11 protein-coding genes are annotated in these 12,969 nt (G+C 45.8%); 10 read left to right on the top strand and 1 reads right to left on the bottom strand.

All coding sequences use genetic code 11. From position 1 onward, the window contains the following. Window positions 1-188: 188 nt before the first annotated feature. Both NSQ91_RS00580 and argS read left to right on the top strand, forming a co-directional pair. A complete protein-coding gene (locus tag NSQ91_RS00580) occupies window positions 189-632 on the top strand; it encodes a DUF1934 domain-containing protein (RefSeq protein WP_036679946.1) in 444 nt (147 codons plus the stop codon). Further along, window positions 629-2,314 carry an arginine--tRNA ligase gene (argS, locus tag NSQ91_RS00585; RefSeq protein WP_036679944.1) on the top strand — a complete coding sequence of 562 codons (1,686 nt, stop codon included), beginning with the start codon at window positions 629-631 and terminating at the stop codon, window positions 2,312-2,314. Before NSQ91_RS00580 ends, argS begins: the two co-directional genes overlap by 4 nt. Window positions 2,315-2,442: 128 nt before the next feature. Here argS and NSQ91_RS00590 read toward each other — a convergent pair whose 3' ends face one another. Beyond that, a complete protein-coding gene (locus NSQ91_RS00590; protein WP_036679942.1) occupies window positions 2,443-3,609 on the bottom strand; it encodes a S8 family peptidase in 1,167 nt (388 codons plus the stop codon). A gap of 460 nt (window positions 3,610-4,069) precedes the next feature. Between NSQ91_RS00590 and rpoE the strand changes: the two genes are divergently transcribed. The 8 genes from rpoE (at window position 4,070) to rpmE (ending at window position 12,852) form a co-directional block, all read left to right on the top strand. After that, window positions 4,070-4,618, top strand: coding sequence for a DNA-directed RNA polymerase subunit delta (rpoE, locus tag NSQ91_RS00595; protein ID WP_036679939.1), 549 nt, complete (start codon window positions 4,070-4,072; stop codon window positions 4,616-4,618). Between the two features lie 325 nt (window positions 4,619-4,943). Further along, window positions 4,944-6,551 (top strand): CTP synthase, encoded by a 1,608-nt coding sequence (locus NSQ91_RS00600; protein ID WP_076130377.1) that lies wholly within the window; start codon window positions 4,944-4,946, stop codon window positions 6,549-6,551. Between the two features lie 271 nt (window positions 6,552-6,822). After that, complete coding sequence (locus NSQ91_RS00605) at window positions 6,823-7,209, top strand: response regulator (protein WP_036679935.1); 387 nt, start codon at window positions 6,823-6,825, stop codon at window positions 7,207-7,209. A 207-nt stretch (window positions 7,210-7,416) separates the two neighbouring features. Further along, window positions 7,417-8,271, top strand: a complete 855-nt coding sequence (gene fba, locus NSQ91_RS00610) for a class II fructose-1,6-bisphosphate aldolase (RefSeq protein WP_036679934.1) — start codon at window positions 7,417-7,419, stop codon at window positions 8,269-8,271. Between the two features lie 188 nt (window positions 8,272-8,459). After that, complete coding sequence (locus NSQ91_RS00615; RefSeq protein WP_036679932.1) at window positions 8,460-9,713, top strand: UDP-N-acetylglucosamine 1-carboxyvinyltransferase; 1,254 nt, start codon at window positions 8,460-8,462, stop codon at window positions 9,711-9,713. A 164-nt stretch (window positions 9,714-9,877) separates the two neighbouring features. After that, complete coding sequence (rho, locus tag NSQ91_RS00620) at window positions 9,878-11,230, top strand: transcription termination factor Rho (RefSeq protein ID WP_036679930.1); 1,353 nt, start codon at window positions 9,878-9,880, stop codon at window positions 11,228-11,230. Window positions 11,231-11,255: 25 nt separating this feature from the next. Further along, a complete protein-coding gene (locus tag NSQ91_RS00625) occupies window positions 11,256-12,533 on the top strand; it encodes a radical SAM protein (protein ID WP_038568079.1) in 1,278 nt (425 codons plus the stop codon). A gap of 121 nt (window positions 12,534-12,654) precedes the next feature. Continuing rightward, window positions 12,655-12,852, top strand: a complete 198-nt coding sequence (rpmE, locus tag NSQ91_RS00630) for a 50S ribosomal protein L31 (RefSeq protein WP_036679927.1) — start codon at window positions 12,655-12,657, stop codon at window positions 12,850-12,852. The last annotated feature ends 117 nt before the right edge of the window (window positions 12,853-12,969 follow it).

Here is a 12,969-nt window from a genome sequence, read left to right on the forward strand (position 1 = left end):
ATATGGTAATATTTTATGTGCTTATGAAGATATGCTTGATTCTGTATTGAAATGCTTCTTTGAACTGGATTATAGTGTACAATGGGAAAGCGAAATAGGCCTTTGATTAATATAAAAATGTTTAAGCTTTGCCATTAGACGTTTTTCTTATGCAGAATGCAGAGGCTTGCAGAATGGAGGAACGTGTGATGCCTGAAATACAGTCTGACAAATATGATGTCTCTATTACGCTCGTGAGCCTTCAAGATGGTCAGCGAAATGTTATGGAAGCGAATGGAGAAGTAACATCCAAGGGACCGCATCTATATATTCAATATGAAGAATTAGAGCAGGGTCCTCGCGGAGAGGAAGTTTCTGTTCGTACAACGATAAAGATTGCAGGCAATCAACTGAAGCTAATTCGCCATGGCGGGATTCAGTCGGAGCAGAGCTTTGAAGCTGGACGGCGTCTGCCAGGATTCTACCGCTCGCCATATACGCAGTTCAATCTTTCTACGGAAACGAACAAGCTGGAAGTTGTGCGCGAAGGGCGTTCTTTAACGGTTGCCTGGGAATATGATTTGTACGTTTACGAGGAATTGACAGGAAAGTTCGCTATTAGTTTGCATATACAGGAGGAACCGAAATTATGACACATAGTAAGAATCCGTTAGAGCTTGTAAATGAACGGGTAAAAGAAGCCATCGCCGATGCGATTGTGAATGCTGGGCTGGTTGCACCGGAAGAGGTTCCGGATATTGTACTTGAAGTGCCAAGAGATAAGGCGCATGGTGATTTGGCTACGAACGCTGCTATGCAGCTTACCAAAATTGCTAAACGTAATCCACGCCAGATTGCTGAAGCTATTATTGAGCATTTGGATACGAGCCGAGCTTCTATTGAGAAAGCGGAGATTGCAGGACCAGGCTTTATTAACTTTACCCTGTCTAAGAACTACCTGTACCCAATCATCAGCCTTGTTGCTGAGCAGGGGGATGACTATGGCCGTATTAATCTGGGTCAAGGTCAGAAGGTTGAAATGGAGTTCGTCAGTGCCAATCCAACAGGTAGCCTACATTTAGGGCATGCCCGTGGTGCTGCTGTCGGTGATGCGCTGTGTAATGTGCTTGATTATGCAGGTTATGAAGTGACCCGGGAATATTATATTAATGATGCCGGTAACCAAGTGGCTAATCTGTGTAAATCCATTGAAACCAGATACCTTCAGGAGCTGGGACAAGAGGCAGAAATGCCGGAAGATGGTTACCATGGTGAGGATATTAAGGGTTTTGCGAAGGAGCTTGTGGCAGAAAAGGGCGATACCTTGCTCGAGATGAGCCCTAGTGAGCGCGCTGCTTTTTTCCGGACCTATGGACTTAATAAAGAGTTGGATAAAATTAAACGTGATCTAGGTCTTTTCCGTGTAAACTTCGATATCTGGTTCAGTGAAACTTCGCTGTATGAGAACGGAGAAGTACTGCGCTCGCTGGACGAGCTCCGTGATCGTGGAGAAGTGTACGAGCAAGATGGGGCAACCTGGCTGCAAACGACAAAATACGGGGATGATAAAGACCGTGTCTTGATCAAAAATGATGGCACATATACCTACCTTACCCCGGATATTGCTTATCACAGCGATAAGTATGGCCGCGGTTACGATAAAATGATTAACATTTGGGGCGCTGATCACCATGGTTATATTCCGCGGATGAAGGCGGCAATGTCAGCCCTTGGCAATGATCCTGAGAAGCTAGTGGTTCTGATTGCTCAGATGGTCAGCCTGTTCCAGAATGGTGAAAAGGTCAAAATGTCCAAACGTACCGGCAAAGCGGTTACGATGGAAGATTTGATGGAGGAAGTAGGAATCGATGCGATTCGTTATTTCTTCACCATGCGCAGCATGGATTCTCATCTTGATTTCGATATGGATTTGGCGATCTCTACTTCTAATGAAAATCCTGTATTCTATGTTCAATATGCGCATGCGCGTATTTGCAGTATTTTCCGTCAGGCAGAGGAGCAAGGGATTTCTATCCCTGATTACGCGGAAATTGACTTCTCCAAGCTGACAGCAGTGCATGAATATGACCTGCTGCGCAAAATTGGTGAGCTCCCGGCAGAAATCGCTGTTGCGGCTGAAGGTTATGCTCCACATCGCCTCATCCGTTATGTATATGAGCTGGCTGCGATGTTCCACAGTTATTACAAAGCTGAACGTGTAATTACTGAGGATGCTGCTCAAACCGTGGCGCGTCTTGCACTGCTGGGCGCAACGCGTACTACTATTGCCAATGTACTGCGTCTTGTCGGAGTTTCTGCACCGGATCGCATGTAAATCAACAGCAAACGACAAAAAATCCGCCTTCCGGTTTCCTGGGGGGCGGATTTTTCTTTGCTGCCGTTCTCCGCACCGGCATCAGCTGCGCTAACGTCAGAGTGACCCACCCGGTGCCCGGGCGGGGTCTACACGTTCGCGGAGACCGAACGCTTCGCCCTTACTCCTGCTCTCAGCAGGCGTAGGGCATCGGCAGAGCCGCCGCCTAGGGATGCGCGGCGCTGCCCCTTACGCAGCCGCACCGGGGACGCGGTGCGGCGCAAGAGCAGCTTCAGCTCCCTTGGCGTGAGGCCCGGTCGCAGTGCGAGCAGCAGTGCGGCGGCTCCCGTGACATGCGAGGTCGCCATGGAGGTGCCGCTCATTTCTTTGTAGCCCTCCTTCAGCCAGCAGGAGGGCACGCCTTCGCCGGGCGCGTATACATCGATATATGAACCGCGATTGCTGAAGCCGGCAACCCGGTGTCTTTTATCGATGGCGCCCACGGCTATCGTCTCGGGATAACGTGCGGGATAGTCCCCGCCACGTTTGCCGTCATTCCCAGAGGAGGCAATGACGGCGATTCCGGCCCGATACGCTTTTATAACCACATTGTGGAGCGCCTTGCTTCTAGTCTTCATTCCAAAGCTCATATTAATGACGTCGATTCGGTTCTGGACACACCAATCAATACCTAGCACAATATCGGATACATAGGCTGATCCACTATGATCAAAAGCCTTGACTGGATATAGCAGCGCTCGCGGCGCCACTCCCATCATTCCGCGATTCCCCCCTGCTGCCGCTAAGGTTCCGGCGATATGAGTTCCGTGCCCATTATCATCCAGCGGCAGCATTCCGCGGTGTAGTAGGTTGACTCCAGTGGCTAATGAATGCTTCAGATCGGGATGACGGTAATCCGCGCCGGTGTCAATGACGCCGATTTTGACGTGAACTCCGGTTGATTTAGACCATGCCTGAGGAGCATGAATCGCTTTCACCCCCCATGGGAGCGCTGCGATTCCGCTTTTTTCGTTAGCTATGGAATGGATTTGGATTTGCAGATCGTCCTCGACATTTAGAAGGTCTGCAAATCGGTTCATCAGCTTTCCGGCGGCAGCGGGCACGAAGAAGGCCCGAATCAGCGGAGATACCTGTACTTGCCGCAGCTCGGGCTGCTTTGCTTTTAGAGCCTTCCATTGTGAGAAAGCTCCGGCATACTGGCGGGGATCGTTGAAGGTAAGAATACGCCGCTCACCATTTTTGGGGGCAACCGATATTTCTTCAAGAAGCATGTTCCAAAATTTGTAATAGTCCATAGGTTTCGCTGTCCCTCCTCGGTGCCCTGCTGCCATATTGTATGAGCGGAGGGAGGGGTCCGAATGGGAACTTGCCCTTTTTTAAGGAAATGGGCTGCCCAGCGTGTCAAAAGACGGCGCTTTACATAAAATAAACAGAAGAGATTAAAACTCTCTTTGTAACATCCCGTAAGGAGCCGATCCTTGGCGTGGATACAGTCATGCGCGGAGGTCTTCCTCCGCCTTTTTAAATCCCATTTCTAAAAACTTTGGGTGCGGCGACCCTTGCTACAATTACATATCAACTCTTCTTGATGAAGACAGGTTTCCTGTATGGATAATAAGCAGGAGGCTTTTTCTGTTGGGCGGTTCTTGCATTTGACTTGCATTTTGTTGTTAAATAGGTTTTACTTAGTTTTGTTAATGGATATTATTGAAATAAACCGTAATGTGAACAATGCGTGAGAGGAAGTGTCCTTTAGTGAGTACGCCACTCAATTTAAAGCTAGACCCTGAGAAAGTTAAAGAAATGCCAATGGTGGATCTTGCCTTTCTGGTGCTTAAAGCAGCCAATACACCGTATTATTACCGTGATCTGATGGTCGAGGTAGCCAAGTTACGCGGCATGACCGATCAAGAAAGCCAAGATACTATTGCCCAGTTATATACCGAGATTAACATTGACGGGCGTTTTGCCTGTGTCGGAACCAACCTTTGGGGACTGAAACGCTGGTATCCTCTTGAGCGCTCCGATGATCCGGTTGGTAACACTAAACGGGTGCGCATCATCAACGATGAAGACGATGATTTGGAAGATGACGATTTTGCTGATGAAGAAGAAAACTACACAGCTGAAGAAGAGGATTTCGACGCTATCGATGAAGATCGCGACGACCTCTATTCTGACGACGACAGCGAAGAAGAAGTCGACGAAGATGTCGTGATCGATGAAGATGACATAGACGAAGACGATACGGACGAAGACGATGCAGAAGATGGCGACGATGAAGATTCCGAGGATGACAAGTAAGATCAATAATCAGAAGAGTCTTGTCTGTGGCATAATTCCTCCCTTGACAGTGGGGGATCGTCAGAGTAAACTATTGCATGGGCTTATCATGTAAGTTAATAAACGTGTTTTCTAAAATAAAAAGTGCCCCGGTTCTACGGGTGTCACTTTTTTGTTTTTTTAGATGCAAAGTAGCTGTAGATTAATGGAATTTGAGGGATGACCGTTTATGTTTTCCCCGGTGAATTAAACTTTTGATTTCCCCTGTTTTGATGATAGTAAAACGGGTTACGATAAACACCATGTGCCGCTTTTATGTTTGGACTTTATTTAGGAGGGTTTTACAGTGACAAAGTATATTTTTGTAACGGGTGGCGTTGTGTCTTCCCTGGGTAAAGGCATTACCGCCGCTTCGCTGGGCAGGCTGCTCAAGAACAGAGGTCTAAAGGTAACGATTCAGAAATTTGATCCGTATCTTAACGTAGACCCTGGAACAATGAGCCCTTACCAGCACGGAGAAGTCTTCGTAACGGATGACGGTGCAGAGACTGACCTTGACCTTGGGCACTATGAACGGTTTATTGATATCAATCTGTCGAAGAACAGCAATGTGACGACAGGTAAGATCTATTCATCCGTAATCAGCAAGGAACGTCGTGGAGAGTACTTGGGTGGAACTGTACAAGTTATCCCGCATATTACGAATGAGATCAAAGAACGCGTGTTCCGCGCGGGCCGCGAGACCAACTCTGATGTTGTTATCACAGAGATCGGCGGTACTGTAGGGGATATTGAAAGTCTTCCGTTCCTGGAAGCGATTCGTCAAATCAAGAGTGATATTGGCCGGGAAAATGTGATGTATATCCACGTAACCTTGATTCCTTATATCAAGGCTGCTGGAGAAGTGAAGACGAAGCCGACACAGCATAGCGTTAAAGAGCTGCGCAGTATCGGTATTCAACCGAATGTCATCGTGTGCCGTACGGAATATGAGCTTTCCGCAGATATGAAAGCCAAAATCGCACTCTTTTGCGATATTGATGCTAATGCTGTTGTGGAATGCCGCGATGCTTCGACGTTATATGAAGTTCCATTGAACCTTCGTGATGAAGGATTGGACGAGATTGTTGTTAATCATTTGAAGCTTACAACACCTGCGCCAGATATGCGCGAATGGGAAAGTATGCTTAGCCGGATTCAGAAATTAGAGAAGACAGTAGAAATCGCAATTGTAGGTAAGTACGTAGCACTGCATGACGCTTATTTGAGCGTTGTTGAATCACTTTCACACGCAGGTTTTGCTGCGAATGCAGAGGTTAAGATCCGCTGGGTGAATGCAGAGGAAATTACGGATGAGAACGTGGACGAAATGCTGCGTGGTATTGGCGGTATTCTTGTTCCTGGTGGTTTCGGTGATCGGGGAATCGAAGGTAAAATCTCCGCTATTCGTTATGCCCGTGAGCAATTGATACCTTTCTTTGGCATTTGCCTTGGAATGCAGGTTTCTGTAATTGAATATGGCCGTTCTGTTCTTGGACTACAAGGTGCAAACAGCTCCGAAATCGATCCAAATACACAATATCCATTGATTGATTTGCTTCCTGAGCAAAAAGATATTGAAGATATGGGCGGCACTATGCGTCTTGGGTTGTATCCTTGTAAGATTATTCCGGACTCTCTGGCAATGTCTTGCTATGATGATGAACTGGTATATGAGCGTCACCGTCACCGGTATGAGTTCAACAATGCTTACCGTGACGAAATTGAAAAAGCAGGACTGGTTATCTCTGGAACTTCTCCGGATGGCCGTCTAGTTGAGATCGTAGAGCTTCCAGAGCATCCGTGGTTCCTCTCGGTTCAATTCCACCCGGAATTCACTTCACGTCCGAACCGCCCGCAACCGCTATTCCGTGAATTTGTCAAAGCCTCTTTGACGCATTCCGAGCAGCAATAATTTATACACAGACAGAAAGAACCCTCGGTTCTTAAATAGTCGAAGAGAGCCTTCATCCGAAGGCTCTCTTTTTGTATTACCCTTTAAATAGAAATATTGTAACTTACATTTATTTCATTTTAGACTCTTTATTTACCCATTTTATCCAATTAGCAGGATTTGGACAGTAAAGCACGAATAATAGGTTTCGTATGGAGTAGTTTCTAAAGGGGCCGGTCGCTGTGGAGAGCGCGGTATAGTCAATCTGCCTTAATTTCTGGGAGGGTATCGTATGGAAAAGAAGAAAGTATTAATTGTCGATGATCAGAATGGGATCCGGATTCTTCTTATGGAAGTGTTCAATAGTGAGGGATATACAACATTTCAAGCGGCTAACGGAAAATTGGCATTAGACATTGTTCGCAGCGAGTCACCCGATTTGGTCTTACTCGATATGAAAATACCGGGAATGGATGGACTCGAGATTCTGAAGCATCTAAAGGAGATCAATCCGTCCATTAAGGTCATTATGATGACGGCATATGGTGAACTGGACATGATTAAGGAGGCGACCAAGCTAGGGGCGTTAATGCATTTTACAAAGCCGTTCGACATAGACGAAATGCGCGTAGCGGTAAACATGCATCTTCATAACAAGTCTGTGGATCAATGCAGTTAGAACGGTGATTTCTGTATCGGTCCTATTTCGCGTGGTGACTCCGAAGAGGATGAGTGTAATTGTTATATGGGCTGGATAAAAATCGTCCCACCGGGACATTTTTTTGTTTACCCTATTTAGTATTTGACACAGGATGTGCTATAATAAGCCTGTATGTGATGTCGGTTTAAAAACATAGCCAACCAACATTCTTAGGAGGATGAAACCATGCCATTAGTATCTATGACAGACATGTTGAACAAAGCACTTGAAGGAAAATATGCAGTAGGTCAGTACAACATTAACAACTTGGAGTGGACTCAAGCTATTCTTGGTGCCGCTGAACAAGAAAAATCACCAGTAATCCTTGGTGTATCTGAAGGCGCAGCACGCCACATGGGCGGCTTCACTACTGTTGTTAAAATGGTTGAAGGTCTAATTATTGACATGAATATCACTGTTCCTGTAGCTATCCACCTTGACCATGGATCTAGCTTTGATAAATGTAAAGCAGCAATTGATGCTGGATTTACATCCGTAATGATCGACGGTTCCCATCACCCAATCGATGAGAACATCGATATGACTAAAAAAGTCGTTGAATATGCTCACGCTAAAGGCGTTTCTGTAGAAGCTGAAGTAGGTACTGTTGGTGGACAAGAAGACGACGTTATCGGCGGCATCATGTATGCTAAGCTTGATGAGTGCGTACGTATTGTGAAAGAAACAGGTATCGACACCCTGGCTCCTGCACTTGGTTCCGTTCATGGACCTTACCATGGCGAGCCTAACCTCGGATTCAAAGAAATGGAAGAAATCCGTGACGCTACTAACATCCCAATGGTTCTTCATGGTGGTACAGGTATTCCTGAACATGACATCAAGAAAGCCATCTCCCTAGGTACTTCCAAAATCAACGTGAACACTGAGAACCAAATCGTGTTCGCAAAAGTGGTTCGCGAAGTTCTAGCTGCTAAACCTGATGCTTACGATCCACGTACATTCATCGCACCAGGTCGCGATGCAATCAAAGAAACCGTTATTGGTAAAATTCGCGAATTTGGATCCAACAACAAAGCCTAATCATTGTAGCTTCCGCCTCAGGTGGACAAGCAATTTGTTAAAGGATAGGGCTATTACTCTGTCCAGTTGAATAGTTTGATGAGGAAAGCACACCGCTTAGCCGGTGTCTTTCCATTTTCATCACTAAAAGTCCACAGCACGTATTGCCCACCCAGCTGCAATACACGTAGGGGGAAATTGATAAATCTATGGAAAAATTAATGATTGGCGGTGGACGTCCGCTAGAGGGCGTTGTAACCATCAGTGGAGCAAAGAATAGTGCCATCGCGCTTATTCCTGCGGCAATTTTGGCCGAATCTGAAGTTGTTCTGGATAATTTACCGTCCCTTAGTGATGTAGCCGTTTACTCCGAAATCTTGCAAGAGCTTGGCGCTAATGTATCCTGGTCAGGCAATCAGATGAGAATTGACCCTTCACGTATTGTATCTATTCCAATGCCCAATGGGCCGGTTAAGAAACTTAGAGCTTCGTATTATATGATGGGAGCTCTGCTTGGAAGATTCAAAGAAGCGACAATAGGTCTTCCTGGTGGCTGTAATTTTGAACCTCGTCCAATTGATCAACATATCAAGGGATTCGAGGCTTTGGGAGCAACAGTTACCAACGAACATGGTTCTATCCACTTATATGCAAAAGAGCTACGCGGTGCGAAGATTTATCTGGACGTATCAAGCGTAGGTGCCACTATAAACATCATGCTGGCGGCTTCACGAGCCAAAGGCTCTACAATTATTGAAAATGCGGCTAAAGAGCCTGAGATTATAGATGTAGCTACCCTATTGAACTCTATGGGCGCTGTTATTAAAGGCGCTGGTACAGAAACCATCCGGATCGAAGGGGTCTCGGAAATGCACGGTTGCCGTCATTCCATTATTCCCGATCGGATTCAAGCAGGAACTTATATGATTGCCGCTGCGGCTACGCGCGGTAATGTGTTGATAGATAATGTTATTCCTAAGCACTTGGAAGCCTTAACAGCCAAGCTTTTAGAGATGGGCGTGGATATTGAAGAACTTGATGAAAGTATCCGAGTTATAGGTAGAGCTAATTATGAACATGCAGATGTTAAAGCACTGACCTATCCTGGATTTCCTACAGATTTACAATCTCCTATGACAAGTATGCTGACACAGGCAGAAGGGGTTAGTGTGCTTAGCGATTTCGTCTACAGCAACCGCTTCAAGCATGTGCCAGAGTTGGTAAGAATGGGCGCAAAGATTCGTGTTGAAGGCCGATCTGCAATTATTGAGGGCAGTAAACTTAATGCTGCTAAAGTAAAGGCAGCTGATCTGCGTGCGGGTGCAGCCCTTGTCATTGCCGGGTTAACAGTAGAAGATGGTATTACTGAAGTGACCGGCGTAGAGTATATTGATCGTGGTTATGATAATTTAGTGAGCAACCTTCGGCAACTTGGTGCTCATGTTTGGCGTGAGAATGAATAATATTAGGATATCCCGCTTGGAAGGAGTATTAATTTGCGGCCAAACCGCATATTTCCTTCCATTTGGGGTAATACTAACCTAATGAGCATTTTAATAGAATCATATTTTTGCCTAGTAGATAGACTAGGAAGAACTCATTTAAAAATTGAATAGGTGGTTATTACATGGATCTTCAAATTTCCGATCTGGAAGAAATGAAGCTGACCGAGTTATATAAGCTGGCCAAGAAATACCAGATTCCTTATTACGGACAGCTGAAGAAACGGGAACTGATCTTTGCGATCCTTCGGGCACAGGCAGAGCAGAGCGGTCTCATGTTTATGGAAGGCGTACTAGAAATTTTGCCTGAGGGCTATGGATTTCTTAGGCCGATTAACTATTTGCCCAGTGCTGAAGATATTTACATCTCAGCTTCACAAATTCGTAAGTTTGATCTCAGAAGCGGAGATCTTGTGTCTGGTAAATGTCGGACACCAAAAGAAAATGAACGATATTTTGGCCTGCTTCAAGTCAATGCAGTTAATGGCGAGAACCCTGCTAGTGCAGCGGAGCGTCTTCATTTTCCAGCATTAACACCACTTTATCCGCAAGACAAGCTACCGCTTGAAACATCCCCTACTCATTTGTCTACCCGAATAATGGATTTGCTCGCTCCTGTAGGTTTGGGGCAGCGGGGTTTGATTGTAGCACCTCCAAAAGCAGGAAAAACGCTCCTCTTAAAAGAAATTGCCAATAGTATTTCCACTAATAATCCTGAGATTGAGCTCTTTGTATTGCTGATTGATGAACGTCCTGAAGAAGTAACCGATATGCAGCGTTCTGTAAAAGGCGAAGTGGTTGCATCGACGTTTGATGAGCTTCCAGAGAATCATATTAAAGTGGCTGAGCTTGTGTTGCAAAGGGCACTTCGTTTAGTTGAGCACAAGAAGGATGTAGTTATTCTTTTGGATAGCATTACGCGTCTGGCGCGTGCTTATAATCTGGTGGTTCCACCATCTGGACGTACGCTTAGCGGGGGGATTGACCCGGCGGCTTTTCACCGGCCGAAGCGGTTTTTTGGTTCTGCACGGAATGTGGAAGAAGGCGGCTCATTAACTATTTTGGCAACAGCATTAATAGATACTGGCTCACGTATGGATGATATTATATATGAAGAATTTAAGGGTACCGGTAATATGGAGCTTCATTTGGACCGCAAATTGGCGGAACGCCGGATATTCCCAGCTATCGATATTCGTCGTTCAGGTACACGTCGCGAAGAAGTGCTCTTGAGCAAAGAAGAACTGGATACGATTTGGGCGATTCGCAAAAATATGAACGAATCCTACGATTTTGTGGAGGGATTCATCAAAAAGCTGCGTGATACGAAGACTAATGCTGAGTTCTTGGCATCCTTTGACGTTGCTGGGGCAAAAACAACACCAAACGGGACTGCAAGTAACGGAGGCACCTCCAACAGCGGTACAGCTGCTCGTCGTACCACACGGGCGAAGACACCTTCAGTACCTACAACTTGAGAATTGATAATAAGAGGAGACTAACATGTATTTGGTATATGCCGACGGGCAAGGAAACGTATATGATCATCCTGAACTGTACGGGCTAGCCCGTAGTGGGGATATGATTGTTGAAATGCTGGAGGAAGAATTAATTCCATTACCAGAAGGTGCTACGCTCGTGGGCTTGCCTAGTACACGTGCTGTGGGTATGAATCCTGAGACGGGTGAAATGATGTCTTTGCCGGAAGGTTCGCAGGCTGTCGGAGCGCTGCTGCCGCAAGGCTACACTCGTCTATGTCTTCCTGGTTATGTGAAGACAGATAAGTCTTATAAGCTTCCTCTGTTTGGGTATTCGGCTGTAGTGTGGAAGGATGGCGGGTTCTATGTTGCGGCAGACCCTACCGATAATCCAGAGAAATGGAATCCACTTAATTGTGACAAAGAAGATCTTGAAGTCAGTGTTGGTGAGATGACAGCCAAATATCCTGATAACCGCCTCTATGAGCATCTTTCTAACTGTGCGCTTGGCTATGAATGCCTGACTTCCTCCAATACCTTTTTAGGGCGTTGGGAGGGCGGTGTGCCCGTCTCTTATTCATGTAATGCTGGATGTTTTGGCTGTATTTCTGAGCAACCTGATGATAGCGGCTTTGTATCTCCGCAGACTCGGATGAATTTCCGGCCTACGGTCAACGAAATTTCACAAGTTATGTTGGAGCATTTAAAGACGCCTGAATCGATTATCAGCTTTGGACAAGGCTGTGAAGGGGAACCTTCCACGCAGGCAAAACTTATTATAGAAGCTATTCGTGAAGTGCGCTCGATTACTGATATGGGCTATATCAATATCAACACCAATGCGGGATTAAGCGATCATATGCGAGGAATCGTTGATGCTGGACTCGATTTGATGCGTGTCAGCACAATCAGTGCCCTTGATGACCATTATAATGCTTATTACAAACCACGCGGTTATACATTGGCCAATGTTGAAAAATCTTTGAAATACGCTGCTTCGCAGGGCGTTTACACATCGATCAATTATCTGATCTTCCCTGGAGTGACTGATCGCGAAGAAGAGATTGAAGCGATGCTGGAGTTTGTAAGACGTACTGATCTGAAGCTTATTCAGATGCGCAATCTAAACATTGACCCGGAGAGTTATTTAGAGTTGATTCCTCCTGCCCAGGGTGAAATCCTTGGGATGAAGACGATGCTTGATATTTTCCGCGATGAACTGCCGGATGTAGTTATAGGCTCTTATACACATGTGCCACCAGCAGATATGGCGCGGGCTAAGCGGCGGGGAATCAATATTTAAGCAGCTAAAATGTAAAAATGAAACATATTGCCCAATTTGATATTTCGTGCTAAAATACCACAGTGTAATCATATAACTCTGGGTCCGCATGAGGCTTAGGGCATGAGAGGTGAAATTCAAAATGCAAGAAGCAATTCAACCAAAGTATAATGTAACTAAGGTAACCTGCGCATGTGGCAACACTTTCGAAGCTGGCTCTGTTAAACAAGAGCTTCGTGTCGAAATTTGCTCCAACTGCCATCCGTTCTTCACTGGCAAGCAGAAGTTCTTGGATGCCGGCGGTCGCGTTGATAAATTTAAGAAGAAATATGGTATCTAATTTGAACAGTCGCTTTGCGGCTTAACGGTTAGATTGAGCCCCCAGCTGTATAGCTGAGGGGCTCATTTTATGTCTTGGAGTTGATTTTTGTCCGAGCGTGAGCTATACTTATCTTCG

Origin of the sequence: Paenibacillus sp. FSL R7-0048, assembly GCF_038004505.1 — a bacterium.
GTDB lineage: Bacteria > Bacillota > Bacilli > Paenibacillales > Paenibacillaceae > Paenibacillus_AQ > Paenibacillus_AQ odorifer.